The sequence below is a fragment of the Microbacterium sp. Be9 genome (assembly GCF_011754135.1).
Classification (GTDB): Bacteria; Actinomycetota; Actinomycetes; order Actinomycetales; family Microbacteriaceae; genus Microbacterium; species Microbacterium maritypicum_A.
This window is the reverse complement of record NZ_WNWT01000004.1, coordinates 894,402-914,578: the sequence shown is the minus strand read 5'-3', so window position 1 is coordinate 914,578 and position 20,177 is coordinate 894,402. Positions and strand designations below refer to the sequence as shown.

Genomic DNA, 20,177 nt, shown 5'->3' with positions numbered 1-20,177 from the left:
CCGCAGTACGCTTCTGACGACCCGACGACGGAGAGGCCGATGACAGTGACGAGACGACCCCCGTGGCTGTTCAGCACCGTCGTGGGCTACCGACGTTCCTGGATCCTTCGCGACGTGATCGCGGGGCTCTCGGCCGGTGCCGTCGTGATTCCGCAGGCGATGGCCTATGCGACGATCGCGAACCTGCCCGTGCAGGTGGGCCTCTACACCTGCATCCTGCCGATGCTCGTGTACGCGTTCCTCGGGGGGAGCAGGGCGATGAGCGTCTCGACGACGTCGACCATCGCCACGCTGACGGCGACGACCCTGGTCACGGCGGGCGTGGCGGCCGGGGCCGAGGACGCGATGGGTTCGTTGATGATGCTGACCCTGCTGGTCGGCGCGATCCTGCTGATCGCCCGGCTCTGCCGGCTCGGCTCGCTCGTGGAGAACATCAGTGGCGCCACGGTCCTCGGCCTGAAGATCGGTGTCGGTGCGACGGTCGCGGTCGGACAGCTGCCGAAGCTGCTGGGCGAGAGCGACGACTTCTCCGGTCATGGATTCCTCGCATCGCTCGGCGCGGTGGCGCAGGCCTTCGGAAGTGCGAACGGGCCCACGATCGCCCTCTCCGCAGGCTCCATCGCGGTGATCCTCGTGCTCAAGCGCTTCGCTCCGAAGGTTCCGGGCACGCTGGTCGTCGTGGTCGGAGGGATCCTCCTGGTCGGGCTGGCCGGAATCGATCGGCTCGGCGTCGACCTGATCGCTCCGGTGCCCAGCGGCCTGCCCGTTCCAGGAATCCCGGACTTCGGACAGACGGTGGTGCTGTTTCCGGGCGCGCTCGCGATCGCCGTGATGGCCTTCCTCGAGTCCGCAGCCGTCGCCCGAAGCCTTCGCGTCGCCACCGAGCCTCAGATCGACAGTGACCAGGAACTGCTTGCGACCGGCGCGGCGAACACAGTCGGGGCCTTCTTCGGAACGATGCCTGCGGCCGGAGGGTTCTCGCAGAGCGCGGTCAATCAGAGCGCGGGGGCGCGCTCGCAGGTGGCGACCCTCGTGACCGTGGTCCTCGCCGTCCTCGTCGCCCTCTTCCTCGGCCCTGTGCTCAGTCTGCTGCCGGAGGCGACGTTGGCCGCGATGGTGTTCGTCGCCGTGGCGGGGCTCATCAACATCCCGGAACTCGTGCGCTGGGCACGCATCAGCCGCGTCGACTTCTGGATCGCCTCGTCCGTCGCCGTCCTCGGTCTCACCGCGGGTCTGCTCCCGGCCGTGGCGGTCGGCGTCGTCGTGACGCTGATCCTGGTGCTGCGCGAGGTCAACATCCCGAAGGCGACCATCGTGGGTGGTGACGGCGGGGTGCTGGGCATCCGCCTGGACCGCGGTCTCTACACTGCGAACGCCCTGGCGAACGAGCGGATGCTCCTCGAGACCGTGGCGGCCCAGGGGGCTCCGGTCCGCGCGCTCGTGCTCGGGTTGACGCAGCAGGAGGTGATGACGATCACCGTGCTCGACGCGCTGGAGGATCTCGACCGCGAGCTCTCGCAGCTCGGGGTCGTGCTGCACCTGGCTGCGGTGCCGGCATCAGCCAAGGTCGTGGCGGAGCGCACACCGTGGTTCGCAGGCCTCGAATCGGCGGGGCGCGTCCACGGGACGTTGCGAGAAGGCATCACCGCAGCCGAATCGGCGATCGATGCGGGGATGCCCAGCCTTCACCAGGGTGAAGTGGACGACGCGCCCTGACGCACCGACGGCCTCCTCCCTAGGCTGGCTCCACAAGTGGGAGCGGCGGGCAGCCCCACGAGAGGGGGCGGTCGTGTCGAGCGACGAGCGGGCGGTTGCGGGGCCGAGGTGGACAGGATGGACGACCGCGCAGGGCTGAGTTGGCGGTGGTCTCGGTTCGGCCTCGGCATGCTCTTCGCCGTGCCCGCCATCGTGGTCGCCCCGTTCGATCTGTCGCTGGCGGTCGCCTTCGGGATCGGGGTCGTGCCCGCGGCGGCTTTCGGCATGCCGCCGCGACGGCGCAGTCGAGCGATCATCCCGGTCGTCGGGGTGCTCAGCGCCATGGCGCTGCTGCTCGGGTCCGTGCTGGCGGCTTCGCCCGTCATCGCCGTCGTCGGGGTGTTCGTGCTCGCGGTCCTGGCGAGCGTCAACGCGACGCGCGGACGCGGGGGTCAGCTCCTGCTGGTCCTGGCGCTGCCGATGACCGGTATCGGGCTGAGCTTCACCTGGTCGCCGGTCACCCTCGGTTTCGCGGCGTGCATCGTGGCCGGTTCGATCTATGCGTGGATCCTCATGCTGCTCTGGCCGGAACGCGACGAAGAGCCCCATCCGCCGCCGCCGGTGCCGCGCGGTCGCGCCATGCTGGTCTACGGAATCCTTCTCGGCGCGGGTGCGGCCACTGCCGCGGCGCTGGGCTTCCTGTGGGACCTCGAGCATGTCGGCTGGGCGACTGGTGCGGTGCTCCTGGTGATGAGGCCGGTGCGGGGGCAGCTCATCGCGCGCAGCATCGGGCGTGCGGTGTCCGTTCTGATCGGCGCACTGGCGGCGGCGGTCGTGGCGGTGCTCGACCCGGCGGACGTGGTCGTGGGGATCGTGGTGGGACTGGTCATCGGGTCGGCGTGCGCGATTCAGGAGAGCCGTTGGTACGTCGTGCCCGGATTCACCACGTTCCTCGCTCTGACGCTCATCATGTCGACGTCCCCGGAGCCCCCGGCGGAGCGGTTCGTCGAGCGCGCCGTGGAAACGCTGATCGGTGTCGGGCTCGCCCTCTTTTTCGGAGCCGTGGTGCCCTCGATCGTCTCGCTGCTCGCGAGGGTTCGGCGTCGTTCCTCCGCGTGATTCCACGCTAGACGAAAGTTCCTTGAGCCCGTGTTCTCTGGGGTGGGATACTTCGAGTGGGAGAGGGTCGAGTATCGTCTAACATGTTACGGGGGTTCCGATGGCATCAGATGAACAGGACCCGCAATCGTCGCGGGCTTTCGCCGTCTCGACGGTCGCGGGAGATATCGCGCGGCCTCGACTGCTGGCGCGTCTCACCGCCGCGATGGATGAACCCTGGACGTTGACCGTGCTCTCTGCGCCGGCCGGATCCGGGAAGACGCGACTGCTCGTCCACTGGGCTCACGCACTGGACGCCCATGGCGACACCGCGGTGGTGTGGTGGGCTCTGCAGCGTGGCGACATGGATCTCGAACCGTTGCGGAGCGCACTGGCAGACGTCGATGACGAACGGCTTCGCGAGAGCCTGGCGCGGGTCGCCGGCAGCTGGTCGGTGGAGACCGCACGCGCGCTGGCGCGCTCCCTCCGCGGCGCGGGGCGGCGTATCGTCGTCATCATCGACGACGTCCACCTCGTCGAGGACGATCGGCTCGCCGAGATGCTGACTTCTTTCGTGAACGCCGTTCCCGGCAACGGGCACGTCGTCCTCTCCGGACGGGGAACCCGCAGGATTCCGCTCGCGCGCCGACGCATCGCCGGGATCGCCCTCGAACTCGATGCGAAAGATCTCGCCTTCACGCCGGCGGAGGTGCGGTTGTTCTTCCGTGCGCGGGACGTGAGCCTCTCACAGGGGGAGATCACGTCCGTGCTGCGCAGGACCGAAGGATGGGCGACCGGGCTGCGTCTCCTCGAACTCGCCGCGCTCCACGATTCGTTCGCGACCGTGCTCCCGCTGCGCGGCGATTCTCCCACGGTGACCGACTACTTCGCCGAGGAGGTCTTCGCCGACCTCGACCACGAGCTCAGCGACTTCCTCGTGCTCACCTCGGTACCCGATTCGTTCACTCCCCGACTGGCCTCGCGGCTCATCGGTGGAGCGCCGGCCGCGGGTCTGATCGAGCAACTCATCCGCCTCAACGTTCTCATCAGTCGCAACCGCGACGAGCCGGGGTGGTATCACTATCACCCCCTGCTGCGGGAGTTCCTCTACGCCCGGTTGAAGGAGCGCGGAGATGCGGCGGTCGAGTCCCTCGAGAAGGTGACGGCGGAGTGGTTCGCCGCAGAGCAGGAGCACAGGCTCGCGCTCACTCACGCGACGCGCAGTCACGACGCGCAGTCGATGTTCCTGATCCTGCGACAGTGCGGGATGCAGCTCGTTCTCATGGGGCATGCCTGCGAGGTGATCTCCGCGACAGCGGGGCTTCCGCATTCCGTGCTGGCCGAACCTTCCGTGCAGCTGTTGATCGCATCGGCGCGACTCGCGCGAGGAGACGCTTCCACGGCAGCTGCCCTGCTGGACTCCTCGCCGCCATGGCCGGGGGATGAGGGGTCTGCGGCCGTTCGTCAGTGGCGGAAGGGGCTGGAACTGCATATCGCCGTCCGGCGCGGAAGCCTCACCGAAACTCTCGACCGGCTGGAGCTCGCGCTCGATGAGGTGACCGGGGAGTCGCAGCTGGACACCTATGTGTTCGTGCAGGCCGCCATGGCGGAGCTCTATGTCGGAGACCTCGACCGGGCAGGTCGATTCGCGCGGTTGGCGTGTGACCGCGCGGTCGCCTCCGGCGCTGCAGCGGCGGAGTTGCAGGCGGCAGCCATCCTGAACACCGCTGAGTTCTTCCGCGGTCGCATGGGCGAGGTGCTCCGTTCGGGTGCGCGCCTCGATCAGCGCTGGGCCGAGCTCGGCACCCCGGATGATTCGTTCTACGAGGTCACCAGAGTGTGGCGCTACTGGGTTCCCTTCGAGCGGATGCTCGTCGGCGACGTCGACGAGACGCTGAAGGTCGCCGCCGGCATCATCGAATCGGGCGCCGAACCCTCGATCGCACGGGGTCTTCGCGGAATGATCACGCTTCTGGGAGTCGACTCCGCGATCGACGCGCATGCCGCGGCCACCGCTCTGCTCGACAACCTGGCGCCGCGCGCCGACATGCCGCTTCCGGTGCACTGGTACGCGATGATGAGCGCATTCGCCGTGCGGGCGTTCGATCGACTCGGGGAGCGCTCGCTCCGTGACCGCTTCATCGTCGAGATCGAGCGGGCGATCGGCTCGACCGGCGACGTCTTCCTGCTCAGGGCGATCGCGGCACTGCACGACCAGGACTTCGCGCGTGCCCGTCAGGCGCTCGCTCCCGTCCTGGAGGGAAGCTCGCAGTGTCTTCTGCTGGCATCGATGGTCGACGCGTGGCTGGTCGCGGCCTGCCTCGACGTGCAGTCCGGGCACCCGGACCAGGCGCAGGTGTCTCTCGCCTTCGCGCTCGCGCTGGCGGAGCCGGAGGAGCTGGTCCGGCGTTTCGCCGACGCGGGGCCGGTGGTGGCGCGTCTGCTCGCCGCACGCGCCACCCCGGGTTCCCGCGGGCGTTTCGCCGACTGCGTCCGCGAGCGCCTCGCCGCTGCGGGCATGCTGATCGACGAAGAACTCACGCGGCGCGAGCGCATCGTGCTCTCCGCGTTGAGCCGCAATGCGACGCTGCGGGAGATCGCCCAGCAGGAGTTCATCTCGCCGAACACCGTGAAGACCCACGTCCGGAACATCTATCGGAAGCTCGGCGTCTCCGACCGCGAAGGAGTGACGGCGGCCGCGCTCGCTCTCGGTATCGACTGAACCGGTGCGTCGCTCAGAGCAAGGCAGCGATCCCCTTCTCGAGCTGAAGGGCACCGATGACCAGGAGCAGCGCGGCGTTCAGGACGTGCGTGTTCCCGGCTATCCACGTCCGCACGCGATCGAGGAGCGGCTGGGCGTCGGCACCGCGGACCACCACGTACAGCACGGGCAGTGCGATGGGGAGCGTCCCGATGACGACGAAGACGACAGCGACCCACAGGCCGGAGCTCCGGTCGACGTCCGACAGCGAGATGTCGAGCGCGGCGAGGATAGCGCACGAGGCATCGACCGGATTCAGCACGAAGAGCCCGAGTCCGAGAAGCAGAGTCCGCCCGGGCCGAAAGGACTCCACGGAATGCAGCCAGCCCGGGAGCTGGGGTGATGCGGCGACGACTTCGCGCGGTGATGACGCCGCGGCCATCTGTGCGATGTGTGCGCGACCCTTTCGGTACACCCAGACGGCGGACCCGATCAGGAATAGGCCGAGGAGGACACGCACGATCGGGACCCACAGCGGAGGCTCACCGAGCTCGTGCACCGCGAGCAGGGGGAACAGCCAGAGGCACAGGGTCATGAGCCCGCCCAGACCGAGGAACCACCCGATCAGGTACGTGATGCCGTTCATCCGCGCATTGCGCGAGAGGAGAACGGCGACGAGCGCCATGATCGCGAGGGGGCTCAGGACCACACCGAGAGCGACCGGGACGAGCGCGAGTATCAGTTCTCCCACGTGCGTGTCCCTTCTGCGGACCGGGTTCCCCGGCCGATCCCGGTTCTAGAAACTGCCGATTCCCTTGCCGATCATCGATACGCCGATCACCAGCAGCAGGACGGCCATGATGACGGCGTTCTCCGCCGCCAGCCACCCGCGCAGGGCGTCCAAAGGCGCGCGGAGACGGTCGGCTGCGATGAGATAGCCGACGACCGGGATCAGCACCGTCGATGAGGCGATGAGCGTGTAGATGACGACGACCACGACGGCGGACCCCACCGGAAGGGCCGCGCCCCCGATATCGGTGCCCGCGCCGGCGGCCATGATCAGGTTCTTGGGGTTCACGGCGGACAGGAGGAATCCGAGGCCGAACGCCACGGGGAAGGTGACCGTGTCGATGGCCTTCATCCACTTCGGCAGCGCCGCGTCCTCGCCGGGCTTGGGGCGCTTGCGCCACTGTCCGAAGGCGAGGAGGAAGAGCAGCAGCCCCAGGACGAGCTGCACCACACCACGGATCGGCCGTGAGGCATCAGGGTCGTCCGCCGGCAGGATCGACGACAGGAGAGTGAACACGGTGACGGCGACGACGATCCCGATCACCCACCCGAGGAGGAAGCCGACACTGGTGATGCGCGCCTTGGGCGAGAGCAGCATGAGGATCGCCGCGATGATCGGGATCGGGCTGATCGCGACCCCGAGCGCGAGGGGGAGGATCTCTCCGATGACGGTTCCCATCAGTGACCTTTCTCTGGAGTCGACCCCGTCGTCGACGGAGCCAGATTCGTGATCGCTTCGCGGTTGGTGGCGTAGACGTCTTCCGCCTCGAGGAGTCCGAGCTCGGTCAGGCGGTGCAGTGTGTTCGGCCGCACTCGACTGAAAGCGAGGGAGACCGACTGGCCGGCGAGCCAGTGCTTGAGGGCGACGAACGATTCCGCGCCGCTCACGTCCACATCGGTGACGGCTTCCATATCGACGACGAGGTGTTGGACACGGCCGTGGCCAGCAGACGAGATGGCGTCTTTCACGGCGCTCGAGAACACGGCACCGTTGGCGAAGAACAGCGGAGCGGCCAGCCGGATGACGATCACTCCCGGTGCCGTGACGTTTCCGGCCGGAGCGTCTTCGAGCAGCGACTCGCCGGGGTCTCCGCTGGATTCGAGCACGTCGATCGCGGGATTCGACGCGCGTTTGGCGATGTTGATGAGCGCGAGCACGAACGCCACCAGGATGCCCGGGATCGAGCCGATCAGAAGCGTGACGAGGAAGCAGGTCGCGCCGATGAGGAACTCGAACCGGTCCTTGCGCCACAGGTCGATGAAGTCGCGGATGCCGAGCAGCGGGATGATCGCGACGCCGACGATCGCGCCGATGGCCGGCGACGGGATGTCGGCCAGGAGTGCCGTGCCGAACAGGAGCAGCAGCAGGGTGCCCGCGGCGAGGATCAACGCGGGGAACTGCGTACGCGAACCCGCTTGATCCATCGCCGCAGTGCGGGAGGTCGACGAGCCGACGGCGAAGCTGCCCTGCGCGCCGGCGACGATGTTCGACGCGCCGAATGCGAGGAGATCCCGGTTCGCGTGGAACGGGTAGCCGTGTTTCTCGGAGTATGACCGCGACACCAGCAGGCCCTCGGCCGTCGTGACCAGAGTCAAGGCGATCGCGGACGGAATCAGCATGAGCCAGAGCGACCAGTCGATCATCGGCCACGTGAGCACGGGCGGTCCTGCCGGAACCTCGCCGAGGACGTCGACGCCCTGCTGATCGAGTCCGGTCACGACGACGACGAGCGTGGTCGCCACCAGGACGATCAGTGCCCAAGGGACGGCGCGGAGAAATCTGCGTCCCAGCAGCAGCACGGCGACCGCGCACACGGAGATCAGGACGGCCCAGCCGTTGACCGTGGTGAACCCTCCGACGAGGTCGACCAGTTTCCCGATGAAGTCCTTGCCGGAGTCGATCTTGACGCCGAGCATCTTCGCCACCTGGCTGACCATGATGTCGAGCGCCAGCCCGCCGACGAAACCCACGAGGATCGGTTTGGAGAGGAAGTTCGCGAGGAAGCCCAGTTTGAAGATCGCGAGGAGCACGAACATGACGCCGCAGATGATCGCCTGGGCCAGCGCGAGAGTGGCGTAGTCGGCACTGCCGGCGGCGGCGAGGCCGCCGATCGAGGACGCGACGAGCGCGGCGGCTGCCGCGTCCGGTGACGCGACCAGCTGTCGGGAGGAGACGATCAGCGCGTACACGATCGTGGGAACGATCAGGGCGTAGAGGCCGGCGGTGGGCGGGAGGCCGGCGATCTGGGCGTAGCCGATGTTCAACGGGATCGCGATGGCGAGCAGGGTGACCCCGGCGGTGAGCTCCGTGACGAAGTTGCGCCTGGTCAATCCCGCGAGTGGACGTTGCACATCGCCTCCATCCGCCGGCGCCCCCGTCGAGCGCTCCCGCCTCCACGATCCCACCGGGAACGTTCTCGGGACCACGTCTCGACGGCAACCTCACCCCTGGTGATTTACGGGGGAGGTGCGGGCACAGCGAGGTCGTGCGGGCGCAGCAGTGGGGAAGAGGCAGGTGCGGAGACGTCAGCGGCGACGAGGCGCACGACGTCGGCGACGTCGTCGCGCAGGCTCGACCGGCTCCGGCTCCGGCGCCGCGGGAACCGCGGTGCGGTCTCCGGAGAGCCAGCGCAGCCAAGTCGCATCGGGATCGCCCTCGAAGACGAGCGTCCGCGCCAGCAGGGTGAGCGGGATCGACAGGATCGCCCCGAGGGGACCGATGATGAAGGTCCAGAAGATCACCGAGAAGAAGCTGAGCGTCAGACTGAGATCGACCGCATCGCTGACGAACTTCGGCTGGACGAGCACCTGGAGGACCACGTTGACGATGCAGTAGACCGCGACCACTCCGAGCAGCAGCGGCCAGCCGCCGACGACGAACGCCAGGATCGCCGGAGGGACGAGGCCGAGGACGAAGCCGATGTTCGGGATGAAGTTCGTCACGAACGCCAGGATCGCCCAGACGACCGGAGCCGGAACGCCCATCCACCACAGTGCGAGACCGTCGATGATCGCGACGATCGCGCCGAAGCTCGCGTTGACGATGTAGTAACGGCGGACGCCGGTGTTGAGACGCGAGATCCGCGCGATCACCGCGCCCTTGGTCGCGCCGAAGATCGCGGGCGCCTGGCGGTAACGAGCGGCATCCACCGCCATGAAGATGATGTAGGCGCACACGAAGAACAGGGCCGTCGCGACGCTGACCACGGTTCCCCCTATGCTCCGTGCGAGCCCGAGCAGCGTGGTGGGGTCGAGGACCGAGGCTGCGGCGTCCGAGGCCTCCTCGTCCAGGTCGATCGCTTCCACGGTCCGATCCTTCTGGTCGGGTTGGTGCTCGCGCTCCTCATCCTCATGGCGTCGAGACCGGTCTCGTTCGGAGCGGTGTTCGGGGTGACCGTCGGACTGTTCGTCTTCGCCATCGTGGTCGAGCTGCTCAGGCGACCCCCGGGCGCAGCGATCGTTTCCCCGAGGGAAGAGCCACTGGTCGAAGAGCCGGAGGAAGCCGACCCGGCCGACGCGGAGAACGCCCGACGGTGAGTCTCCGACGGGCGTTCTCCCCGACATCTCAGGCGCGCGCGGAGTCGGGAAACACCTGCTCCCAGTCGTCTCTGACGCTCACGACGGTGTAGCCCTTGTCCGCAGCGTCCGCGAGGGCCTTCTCGGCGCCCGCGTCGTAGGGAATGTCGCCGCGTGACGGGTCGTCGTGGTGGACGAGGAGTGCGAAACCCGGCCGGGGTCCTCGGCGTGCGAAGTCCATCATCGCCGTGTCGCCGTTGGAGTTGCCCCCCACGAACAGGGGGCGCCGGCCGATGCGGGTCCAGATGCGGATCGGCTTCTCGGGGCCGTCGTCGAAGAAGGCCAAGGAGGACGAGTACCGCACGGTCGCCTCGGCATCGTCCCACGCGAGACCGAAGGCCGACCCCACCACGCGCTCCGGGGGGATCCCGTAGTTGGCCTGCGTCATCGGACGCATGAAGTCACGCTCACCTCCCGAGACGATGTAGCAGGTGAAGCCGTGGTGCTCCAGAAACCTGAGCAACTCGACCATCGGCTGATACACGGTCTCGGCGTAGGGGCGCTGCAACGTCGGATGCTGCGCGGTGCGGTAGAACTCCGCCACCGACGTCGCGTAGTCCTCCACGCTCATCCCATCCGTGAGCCCGACCAGCGCCTGGATGATGATCCCGAGGTCGGAGTCGTCACCACCGTAGTGCTTGTCGATCGCCGCTCCCAGCCACGCGAAGTCGCCGCTCACGGCTGCGAGATACGGCTGCCTCTCGGCGAGCTCCGGTTGCCGCTCCGCAGCCGCACGCCACTGCTCCACGACGAAGTGCAGCTGTGTGATCATCGGCTTCTCCGACCACAGGGTCCCGTCGTTGTCGAACACCGCGATGCGCTCCTCGACGGGGACGGCGTCTGGCCCCGATGTCACGGAGGCGACGAAAGCCTCGATGTCTCGGCGTGTGCGGGTGTCGCGCCAGGAGGGGAGGGAAGGGTGAGCGGTCATGTGCGATCCTCGCGTCTCTTCGAATGCCGGCGGAAGCATCAGCGTGGCATCGTCCCGCGGTTCTCGACAGGCTGACATCACCCCGCCGGGGCGATGGTCCGCGCGGTCGAACACGGAGATCACCGCGTGATCGGAATACCCCAGGAGGGTATAGGGTTGACACGAAGGAGTACCCCACCCGGGTATGCTGAAACGAGAAAGGAACCCTCATGAACACGAGCGAGTACCAGGTGAGCGGAATGAGCTGCGGCCACTGCGAGGTCGCTATCCGGGGCGAAGTCAGCCAGATTCCCGGTGTCGATGCGATCGACATCAGCGCTCAGACCGGCAGGCTCGTCGTGACGAGCGCAGAACCCCTCGAAGACGCGGCGATCCTCGCGGCGGTCGACGAGGCGGGCTACCAGGCAGTACCCGCCTGATGAACACCGCAAGCCGTCTCGGTCTCTACGGCGCAGGTCTTGTGGTGGTCTTCGGGGTCGCGTTCGCGGTGGCCGGCGCCGTCGTTTCCGACAGCGCTGTGGCCTCCTGGACGGAGCGCGGGGGAGCCGGCCACGATGAGCAGTCGGCGGAACCCGGCACGCAGAACACGGATAACGGGAAAGAGCAGGGGACAGACGTGAGTGGAGTGATGATCGCCGCATCCGGATACACCATCGGCGCGATCTCGGCCCCGGGGGAGACCGGGACCGCGGGGGAGCTCTCCTTCGTGGTGCGAGGGCCCGAGGGCGAGCCGGTCACCTCGTACGAGACGGCCCACGGCAAGCAGCTTCACCTGATCGTGGTGCGCAGTGACGGCAGCCGATATCGGCATGTGCATCCCGTGCTCGATGTCGGGACGGGGGCCTGGTCGCTGCCATGGACCTGGGAGGCTGCGGGTACGTACCGTGTGTACGCCGACTTCACCGCATCGGACGGGCCCGGGGTGACGCTCTCACGGACCGTCGATGTGGGCGGGCCCTTCACGCCGCAGCCTGCGGCCGAGACGCGGTCCACCGCCACCGTCGATGGATTCGACGTGTCGATCAGCGGTGACCTCGTCGCCGGTGCCGGGAGCGAGTTGACGGTCGAGATCGCTCGGGACGGGGTACCCGTCACCACGCTCGAGCCTTACTTGGGTGCGTTCGGGCATCTGGTCGCACTCCGTGACGGAGACCTGGCCTACCTGCACGTGCACGCGCACGGAGATGAGCCCGCACCGGGTGAGGTCGCCGGTCCCGAGGTGGTCTTCACCGCGCAGGCTCCGACCGCCGGCAGGTACCTGCTCTACCTCGACTTCCAGGTCGACGGGAAGGTCCACACCGCGCCGTTCGTCCTCGATGCGGTTCCCGCCGACCTGTCGTCGAACGACACGGGCGACGACCACGGCGGGCACTGAACCGCACGACCCCACTCTTTCCGCGTCCTCGGACGCGGAGCGCAAGTATCGAGGAGATCATCATGACGGACACGCAGTCCGCGGCCGCACCGGCCAGCGTGGAGCTGGAGATCGGCGGCATGACCTGCGCATCGTGCGCGATGCGGATCGAGAAGAAGCTGAATCGGATCGACGGCGTCACGGCCACCGTGAACTATGCCACGGAGAAGGCCAAGGTGACCGCCCCGGCCGGCTTCGATCCTGCTCTGCTCATCGCGGAGGTGGAGAAGACCGGATATACCGCCGCCCTTCCTGCGCCCGAAGCCGAGACGGGTCAGGACGATGCGGGCGATGCCCCCGATGCCGAACTCACGAGTCTCAAGCACCGGCTCATCGCCTCGATCGTCCTGACGGTCCCGGTCATCGCGATGGCGATGATCCCGGCGCTCCAGTTCATGTACTGGCAGTGGCTCTCACTCGCGCTCGCCGGTCCCGTCATCGTGTGGGCGGCGTGGCCGTTCCACAAGGCGGCGTGGACGAACCTGCGCCACGGCGCAGCGACCATGGACACCCTGATCTCGATGGGGACCATCGCCGCATTGCTGTGGTCGCTCTACGCCCTGTTCTTCGGGACTGCAGGAGTCCCCGGGATGACGCACCCGTTCGAGCTGACCGTGGCTCCGAGTGACGGCGCCGCGAACATCTACCTCGAGGTGGGGGCGGGGGTGACGATGTTCATCCTCGCCGGGCGCTACTTCGAGAAGCGCTCCAAGCGTCAGGCCGGGGCCGCGCTGCGTGCGCTGCTCGAACTCGGAGCCAAGGACGTCGCCGTGATCCGCGACGGTATCGAGAAGCGGATTCCCACGGCCGACCTCCAGCCGGGAGATGAGTTCGTCGTACGCCCCGGTGAGAAGATCGCCACGGACGGGGTCATCGTGTCCGGGACCTCGGCCGTCGATGCCTCGATGCTGACCGGCGAGTCGGTGCCGGTCGAGGTCGGTGAAGGGGACGCCGTGACCGGCGCGACCGTGAACGCCGGTGGCCGCCTGGTCATCCGGGCGACCCGTGTCGGCTCCGACACGCAGCTGGCGCAGATGGCGAAGCTGGTCGAGGACGCGCAGACGGGGAAGGCCGAGGTGCAGCGCCTCGCCGACCGCGTCTCCGGGATCTTCGTGCCGATCGTCATCGCGATCGCCCTCGCCACCCTCGGGGCATGGCTGGGAGCCGGGTTCCCTGCCTCCGCAGCCTTCACGGCGGCCGTCGCCGTGCTCATCATCGCCTGCCCCTGCGCGCTGGGCCTCGCCACACCGACCGCTCTGCTGGTGGGGACGGGACGCGGAGCGCAGATGGGCATCCTCATCAAAGGACCCGAGGTGCTCGAATCCACCCGCAAGGTCGACACGGTCGTGCTCGACAAGACGGGCACTGTGACGAGCGGCAAGATGACGCTCACCGCCGTGCACACCGCGGAGGGCGTCGATCGACGCGAGCTCCTGCGGCTGGCAGGCGCCGTGGAAGACGCGTCGGAGCACCCCATCGCGCAGGCAGTGGCGAAAGCCGCGACTCAGGAGATCGGCGCACTCCCGGTGCCCGAGGACTTCGTCAACGTCGAAGGCAAGGGTGTTCAGGGCGTGATCGAGGGGCACGCGGTGCTCGTGGGTCGGGAATCGCTGTTGGCCGAGTGGTCGCTGCACCTGCCCGCCGCGCTCGCTGCCGCGAAAGCGGAGGCCGAGAGTCAGGGCAAGACCGCCATCGCGGTCGGGTGGGACGGCGAGGCGCGTGGCGTGCTCGTCGTCGCCGACACGGTGAAGCCGACCAGTGCGCAGGCCATCTCGCAGCTCAAGAGTCTGGGTCTCACGCCCGTCCTCCTCACCGGCGACAACCGGGCGGTGGCGGAGCAGATCGCGGCAGAGGTCGGCATCACCGATGTCATCGCCGAGGTGCTCCCGAAGGAGAAGGTCGAGGTGATCACACGGCTGCAGCGCGATGGCAAGGTCGTCGCGATGGTCGGGGACGGCGTGAATGACGCGGCCGCACTCGCCCAGGCCGATCTGGGGCTCGCGATGGGCACAGGGACCGATGCGGCGATCGAGGCCAGCGACATCACACTGGTCCGCGGAGATCTGCGCAGTGCCGCGGACGCCATCCGCCTGTCCCGCAGGACTCTGGGCACGATCAAGGGCAACCTGTTCTGGGCCTTCGCCTACAACGTCGCGGCGATCCCGCTCGCTGCGCTCGGCTTGCTCAACCCCATGCTCGCCGGCGCGGCGATGGCGTTCTCCAGCGTCTTCGTGGTCGGCAACAGCCTCCGCCTGCGTTCCTTCCGGAGCCAGACGGCGGACCCCTCTCCGGCGGGGAGCCGTGCGGCGCGGGAACGCGCGACACCGGCAGTCCCCGCAGGAACCCACTGAAACCGAAAGAGGAGCATCTCATGTCCGATTCCCCCGCAGGATCCTGCTGCAGCGTCACCAGCAACGGTGCGGTCTCCGCCGAAGGTCGAAAGGATCTGCTGGCGTCGCCCTCCGGCGCCATGGCAGAGTGCCCGGTGATGGTCGGCAGCGCGGTCGTCGTCGCGGATGCCGAGGCCGCCGGCCTGTTCCGTGACTACGAGGGCACCCGCTACTACTTCTGCTGCGCAGGATGCGGGCCGGCGTTCGACGCCGACCCGGCGAAGTACGTCGCCGCAGCCTGACCGTTTCACCCGTGCGGGGCCGCACCACGCGGCCCCGCACGGGAATCGTCTTTCCGAGGAGGAGAGGGTAATGAGCACTCCGCACCACGACAGCACCGCACCCGGCGCCCCGCACCACGAGTCGAACGACTCCGACCATATGCATGGGGGACACGACGCCCACGGGGGACACGACGCCCACGGCGCCCACGGGGGACACGGCGGACACGGCGGACACGGAGGGCACGCCGACCACGTCGGCCAGTTCCGGCGGCTGTTCTGGATCATGCTCGCGCTTGCCGTCCCCACCGTCGCGTTGTCGGGGATGTTCGCGATGATCCTCGGCTACCCCCTTCCCGACCTCCCCGGGCTGATGTGGGTCTCGCCCGTGCTGGGAACCGTGATGTACGTGTGGGGAGGCAAGCCCTTCCTCGTGGGCGCCGTCAGCGAGATCCGCGCGCGCAAGCCCGGCATGATGCTGCTCATCGGCCTGGCGATCACCGTGGCCTTCCTCGCATCGTGGGGGGCGAGTCTCGGCATCCTCCATCACGAGCTCGACTTCTGGTGGGAGCTGGCCCTCCTCATCGTGATCATGTTGCTCGGGCACTGGATCGAGATGCGCTCGCTCGCGCAGACCACCTCTGCGCTCGACTCGCTCGCCGCTCTCCTGCCGGACGAGGCCGAGCGTGTGGAGGACGGTCAGGTCGTGATCGTCTCACCCGCAGATCTGGCCGTCGGCGACATCGTCGTCGTTCGCCCTGGCGGAAGCGTTCCGGCCGACGGGCGCATCGTCGACGGACGCGCGTCGATGGACGAGTCGATGGTGACGGGGGAGTCCCGCACGGTCGCACGCGGTGCGGGAGACCAGGTCACCGCCGGCACCGTCGCCACGGACTCCGGGCTCCGGGTGGAGATCACTGCGACCGGAGACGACACCACCCTCGCTGGAATTCAGCGCCTGGTGACCGAGGCGCAGAGCTCGTCTTCGCGAGCTCAGCGCCTCGCGGATACCGCAGCGGGGTGGCTGTTCTGGTTCGCTCTGGGATCCGCGGCGATCACCGCGATCGTGTGGACTCTCGTCGGATTCCCCGACGCGGCCGTCATCCGCACGATCACCGTGCTCGTGATCGCCTGCCCGCATGCGCTGGGTCTGGCGATCCCGCTCGTCGTGTCGATCGCGACCGAGCGCGCCGCCCGGGGTGGAGTCCTCGTGAAGGATCGCCTCGCCCTGGAGAGTATGCGAACCGTCGACACCGTGCTGTTCGACAAGACCGGAACCCTCACCAAGGGCGAGCCCGTCGTGTCGGAGGTGTCGGTCGCGGGCGAGCATGACGCCGATCGCGTGCTGGCGCTCGCCGCCGCTGCGGAAGCCGACAGTGAGCACCCGCTCGCGAAGGCGATCGTCCGCGCCGCCACCGAGAGGAGCCTCTCGGTGCCGCAGAGCCGCGACTTCACGTCGTCGCCTGCTGTCGGGGTCACGGCTACCGTCGAGGGATCGACCGTGCGCGTCGGCGGCCCGCACCTGCTCACGGAGGAGCAGGTGGACGAGCTCGCCGTCGCCGAGCAGTGGCGGGAGGACGGCGCAATCATCCTCCACGTCGTCCAGGACGGCCGAGTGATCGGAGCGCTGAAGCTCGCCGACGAGGTACGTCCGGAATCCCGCGAAGCCGTGGACGCGCTGCATGCGCTCGGTGTGCAGGTCGTCATGATCACGGGTGATGCCGAGGCCGTCGCGCAGACAGTCGCCGCCGACCTGGGGATCAACCGGTTCTTCGCGGGGGTGCGCCCCGAGGACAAAGCCGCGAAGGTGCAGGAGCTGCAGCACGAGGGGCGCAAGGTGGCGATGGTCGGCGACGGCGTCAACGACGCACCCGCGCTGGCGCAGGCAGACGTGGGGCTCGCCATCGGGGCGGGCACAGACGTCGCCATCGCCTCTGCCGGCGTGATCCTCGCAAGCGATGACCCGCGCTCTGTTCTCTCGGTCATCGAACTCTCGCGGGCCGCGTATCGGAAGATGAAGCAGAATCTGTGGTGGGCCGCCGGGTACAACCTGCTCTCGGTGCCGCTCGCGGCCGGCGTGCTCGCGCCGATCGGGTTCGTGCTGCCGATGTCGGTGGGGGCGATCCTGATGTCGCTGTCGACCATCGTCGTCGCGCTCAACGCGCAGCTGCTGCGGCGCCTCGATCTGCGGCCTGACGTCGCGACCCGCGCCATCCTCGATCGCTGATTCCCGTACGCAGAAAGACCCCGTCCAGCCGGACGGGGTCTTTCCGCGCACGGTTCTCGCGACTCACTGATGCCGCAGCGCGGCGTTCAAGTGCTCCTCTGGGTCGACCAGGTGGTTGTGATCGTCGGTGCCGAGTGCGACCTCTGCCCAATCGATCGTGCCGGTGAACTTGCCGCCCCACTCCTTGTATCCCTCGTAGGCGGGCATTCCGGTGTCCTCGCCGGTGTCCAGGCCCTCGTCGAAGGAGAAGTACAGCGGGTGCGTGTGCTCCACGCGTCCGGAGCCGACCGCGGCACCGTCGATGAACAGCGTGACCTCGCCGCCCTTGCCGATCCCCCCGCCGTCGTAGGCGAACTCCGCACGCACGAGGTGATCGCCACCGCCGATGGTCGTGTCGGACAGCACGGTCGTGCGGACCAGCCCGCAGTAGTTGTAGTGATACCCGAGCTTGCCGTCTTCTGCGAAGAACGACCACCCGCCGGTGCGTCCGCCCTGGGCGACGATGGCACCTTCGACTGCGCCGTCCTCGGGCACCGTGAGCTGGGCCGTCACCGAGTACGAACGGTTCTTCACATTCAGGGCGACGTTCTCTCCCAGACGGATCATCCCCGGGTACAGCCGCAGTCGGTCGCCGGTGACCAGCGTGGGCCTGCCGGCGATCGCGGGATTCATGCGCTCGGCCGCGCGGTCGTCGAGCGGGAACACGTTGTGTCGAGCCGCCTCGATCAGGAACATCTGCTGCATCTCTGCCAGCTTCTCCGGGTGTGTGGACGCCAGGTTGTCCGACTGCGTCCAGTCGACCGAGGTGTCGTACAGCTCCCACACGTCGGCCGAGAAGTCCGGAGCCTTCGAGACGACATCCCACGGAGTGCGGTGCTTCGTCTGCGCCGTCCAGCCCTTGTGGTAGATGCCGCGGTTGCCCATCAGCTCGAAATACTGCGTGACGTGTCGTTCATCGGCGTCCGGGGCGTTGAAGCTGTAGGCCATCGAGACTCCGTGCATCGGAATCTGGGTGACCCCGTTCACCGTGTGCGGCTCGGCGAGGCCCGCGACGTCCAGGACGGTCGGGGCGAGGTCGATCACGTGGTGCCACTGGTGCCGGACCTCGCCGGATCCCTCGATCGCGCTCGGCCAGTGGACGATGGTGCCGTTGCGCGTTCCGCCGTAGTGCGATGCCACCTGCTTGGTCCACTGGTAGGGCGTGCACATCGCGTGCGCCCACGCCACCGAGTAGTGGTTGTACGCCTCTGGACCGCCGACCTTGTCGAGATGCTCGTTCCAGAACTCGACGGTCTCGAACTGACCGCCGCCGTTGGAGGCGGTCGTCAGCATGTAGGCACCGTTGATGCCGCCCTCCGCGCTCGCCCCGTTGTCGCCGATGATGTAGTAGACGAGGGTCTCGTCGAGGATGTCCTGCTCCTCGAGCGCGTCGATGACGCGACCGGTGTGGAAGTCGGCGTACTCCAGGAACGCCGCATAGACCTCCATCTGGTGCGCGAGGATCGGCTTCTGCTCGTCCGGGACGTCGTCCCAGGCCGGCAGTCCCTCCGGGCGTTCCGTGAGCTTCGAGTCCGGCGCGATCACGCCGAGTTCGATCTGCTTCGCGAAGGTCTGCTCGCGCTGCGCGTCCCAGCCGTGGTCGAAGGCCCCCTTGTACTTCGCGATCCAGTCCTTCGGAACGTGATGCGGGGCGTGCGTCGCGCCCGGGGCGAAGTAGATGAAGAACGGCTTGTCCGGCGTCAGGCTCTTCTGCTGCCGGATGTAGTCGATGGTCTTGTCGGCCAGATCGGGCATGAGGTGGTAGCCCTCGTCCGTCGGCGGCTCGACCGCGGTGACTCCGTCGACGAGGGCCGGCGTCCATTGGTTCGTCTCACCGCCGATGAAACCGTAGAACCTCTCGAAGCCCGAGAAGGCAGGCCAGTGGTCGAACGGTCCCGTGGGGCCTGTCTCCCACACCGGCACCTCGTGGCACTTTCCGAACTGCGCGGTGTTGTAGCCGTTCTGGCGCAGGATCTCGGGCAGCGGGACGGCAGAGTTCGGACGCGTGGAACGGTAGCCGGGGGAAGGGGTCGCGGTCTCGGTGATGTGGCCCATGCCGACGGCGTGGTGGTTGCGTCCGGAGAGCAGCGCGGCACGGGTGGGGGAGCACAGCGCGGTCGTGTGGAATCGGGTGTACTTCAGCCCGGCGTTCCCGAGGCGTTCGGCCGTGGGCGTGTGGATCGGGCCGCCGAATGCGCTCGACGCGCCGAAGCCCACATCGTCGAGGAGGATCACCAGGACGTTCGGTGCGCTCTTGGGCGGGCGCTTGGCGACGAGGGGAGGGAAGTCGGCCTCCGACTTCTTCGCGTCGAAGACGACGGGCCCCTGATACTCACGGTCAGGAAGCGGCAGGATCGATCCGGGCAGTTCCGCGGTCATGGAAGTTCCTTCTTCTCATACATGGGGTGTATCGCGAGTACCTGGGGGTGTCCGCGTGGATCGACTACTGGGCGCCGCCGAGGTCGTGGATGAGCTCCTTCTCGTCCTCGGCGGAGAGGGAGGTCTGGACGACCGTGCCGTGGAACGGCGCGAGCGCGGCGGCGAACTTGTCCTCGGTGATCTTCGTCGCGTATACGACGACGGCGGACTTGCCGGCGGAGACCGTGCTCTTCACCCGGTCGCGGAACTCCGCATCGATCCCGGTCTTGTCGAGGCCGGCGAACAGCGCGCCGAAGAGGCCGCCGAAGAGCAGTCCGGCGATCGGCACGAAGAACAGGAGGCCGATGAGCATGCCGAAGAGTGCACCGTCTGCGGCTCCGACACCGACGTTGCCGGCAGCGCCCGGATACTCGACCTTGGTCTTGCCCTTCTCGTCGACCTTCACGAGCGCGAGGCCCGCGAGCTCGACGACCAGGTCGTTCTGCAACGACAGGATCTCGTCGTAGGCGCCTTCCGCCTGGGGCTCGGAGTCGAAGGAGATGACGATCAGTTCGGCCATGGGTGAGTTCCCTTGTTCAGGGCTGAGTCGACCACCCTCAGCCGTTGACGACAGGAGGCCACTCCGCGGTGGCTCCCGCTCGAGGCCAGGCTAACCGTGCTGCACCCGCGAAACGCGGGCGTCATCGCGAATTCACCCGGGGGACCTTCGGCGATGAC

General features: G+C 68.0%; 16 protein-coding genes. 9 read left to right on the top strand and 7 right to left on the bottom strand.

Going from position 1 to position 20,177, the window contains the following annotated elements:
• Positions 1 to 39 precede the first annotated feature (39 nt).
• The 3 genes from GLO27_RS08600 to GLO27_RS08590 all read left to right on the top strand — a co-directional run bounded on the left by GLO27_RS08600 (position 40) and on the right by GLO27_RS08590 (position 5,515).
• Positions 40 to 1,716, top strand: a complete 1,677-nt coding sequence (locus tag GLO27_RS08600; RefSeq protein ID WP_167254427.1) for a SulP family inorganic anion transporter — start codon at positions 40 to 42, stop codon at positions 1,714 to 1,716.
• A 117-nt stretch (positions 1,717 to 1,833) separates the two neighbouring features.
• Positions 1,834 to 2,814, top strand: a complete 981-nt coding sequence (locus GLO27_RS08595) for an FUSC family protein (RefSeq protein ID WP_167254426.1) — start codon at positions 1,834 to 1,836, stop codon at positions 2,812 to 2,814.
• Between the two features lie 100 nt (positions 2,815 to 2,914).
• The gene (locus tag GLO27_RS08590) at positions 2,915 to 5,515 is read left to right on the top strand and encodes a LuxR C-terminal-related transcriptional regulator (protein ID WP_167254424.1); all 2,601 of its coding nucleotides are present in this window, start codon (positions 2,915 to 2,917) and stop codon (positions 5,513 to 5,515) included.
• 13 nt (positions 5,516 to 5,528) lie between these two features.
• Here the strand turns inward: GLO27_RS08590 and GLO27_RS08585 are convergent, their stop codons facing one another.
• From GLO27_RS08585 to GLO27_RS08570, 4 genes are all read right to left on the bottom strand, one after another.
• On the bottom strand, positions 5,529 to 6,245 hold the full coding sequence (locus tag GLO27_RS08585; protein WP_167254422.1) for a GAP family protein: 717 nt from the start codon (positions 6,243 to 6,245) through the stop codon (positions 5,529 to 5,531).
• A gap of 45 nt (positions 6,246 to 6,290) precedes the next feature.
• Positions 6,291 to 6,962 (bottom strand): GAP family protein, encoded by a 672-nt coding sequence (locus GLO27_RS08580; protein WP_167254420.1) that lies wholly within the window; start codon positions 6,960 to 6,962, stop codon positions 6,291 to 6,293.
• The gene (locus tag GLO27_RS08575; protein ID WP_208323575.1) at positions 6,962 to 8,614 is read right to left on the bottom strand and encodes a solute carrier family 23 protein; all 1,653 of its coding nucleotides are present in this window, start codon (positions 8,612 to 8,614) and stop codon (positions 6,962 to 6,964) included. Before GLO27_RS08575 ends, GLO27_RS08580 begins: the two co-directional genes overlap by 1 nt.
• A 195-nt stretch (positions 8,615 to 8,809) precedes the next feature.
• Positions 8,810 to 9,589: an AI-2E family transporter gene (locus GLO27_RS08570; protein ID WP_292774635.1), complete on the bottom strand. Its 780-nt coding sequence runs from the start codon at positions 9,587 to 9,589 to the stop codon at positions 8,810 to 8,812.
• Positions 9,590 to 9,613: 24 nt separating this feature from the next.
• On the opposite strand from GLO27_RS08570, the gene GLO27_RS20245 reads away from it, so the two are divergent.
• On the top strand, positions 9,614 to 9,820 hold the full coding sequence (locus GLO27_RS20245; RefSeq protein ID WP_167254416.1) for a hypothetical protein: 207 nt from the start codon (positions 9,614 to 9,616) through the stop codon (positions 9,818 to 9,820).
• 28 nt (positions 9,821 to 9,848) lie between these two features.
• Here GLO27_RS20245 and GLO27_RS08560 read toward each other — a convergent pair whose 3' ends face one another.
• Positions 9,849 to 10,790 carry an HAD family hydrolase gene (locus GLO27_RS08560; RefSeq protein ID WP_031206625.1) on the bottom strand — a complete coding sequence of 314 codons (942 nt, stop codon included), beginning with the start codon at positions 10,788 to 10,790 and terminating at the stop codon, positions 9,849 to 9,851.
• A 209-nt stretch (positions 10,791 to 10,999) separates the two neighbouring features.
• On the opposite strand from GLO27_RS08560, the gene GLO27_RS08555 reads away from it, so the two are divergent.
• The 5 genes from GLO27_RS08555 to GLO27_RS08535 all read left to right on the top strand — a co-directional run bounded on the left by GLO27_RS08555 (position 11,000) and on the right by GLO27_RS08535 (position 17,042).
• Complete coding sequence (locus GLO27_RS08555) at positions 11,000 to 11,209, top strand: heavy metal-associated domain-containing protein (RefSeq protein ID WP_021198018.1); 210 nt, start codon at positions 11,000 to 11,002, stop codon at positions 11,207 to 11,209.
• On the top strand, positions 11,209 to 12,165 hold the full coding sequence (locus GLO27_RS08550; protein WP_167254414.1) for a heavy-metal-associated domain-containing protein: 957 nt from the start codon (positions 11,209 to 11,211) through the stop codon (positions 12,163 to 12,165). Before GLO27_RS08555 ends, GLO27_RS08550 begins: the two co-directional genes overlap by 1 nt.
• 62 nt (positions 12,166 to 12,227) lie before the next feature.
• Positions 12,228 to 14,555, top strand: a complete 2,328-nt coding sequence (locus GLO27_RS08545; RefSeq protein WP_167254412.1) for a heavy metal translocating P-type ATPase — start codon at positions 12,228 to 12,230, stop codon at positions 14,553 to 14,555.
• 20 nt (positions 14,556 to 14,575) lie between these two features.
• Positions 14,576 to 14,836, top strand: coding sequence for a YHS domain-containing protein (locus GLO27_RS08540; RefSeq protein WP_021198015.1), 261 nt, complete (start codon positions 14,576 to 14,578; stop codon positions 14,834 to 14,836).
• Positions 14,837 to 14,975: 139 nt separating this feature from the next.
• Positions 14,976 to 17,042 (top strand): heavy metal translocating P-type ATPase, encoded by a 2,067-nt coding sequence (locus GLO27_RS08535; RefSeq protein WP_243844805.1) that lies wholly within the window; start codon positions 14,976 to 14,978, stop codon positions 17,040 to 17,042.
• A gap of 63 nt (positions 17,043 to 17,105) precedes the next feature.
• On the opposite strand, the gene GLO27_RS08530 is transcribed toward GLO27_RS08535, so the two are convergent.
• Entirely contained in the window at positions 17,106 to 19,460 is a 2,355-nt protein-coding gene (locus GLO27_RS08530) for an arylsulfatase (RefSeq protein ID WP_021198013.1), read from the bottom strand.
• 64 nt (positions 19,461 to 19,524) lie between these two features.
• A complete protein-coding gene (locus tag GLO27_RS08525; protein WP_167254408.1) occupies positions 19,525 to 20,019 on the bottom strand; it encodes a DUF1269 domain-containing protein in 495 nt (164 codons plus the stop codon).
• Between the last annotated feature and the right edge of the window lie 158 nt (positions 20,020 to 20,177).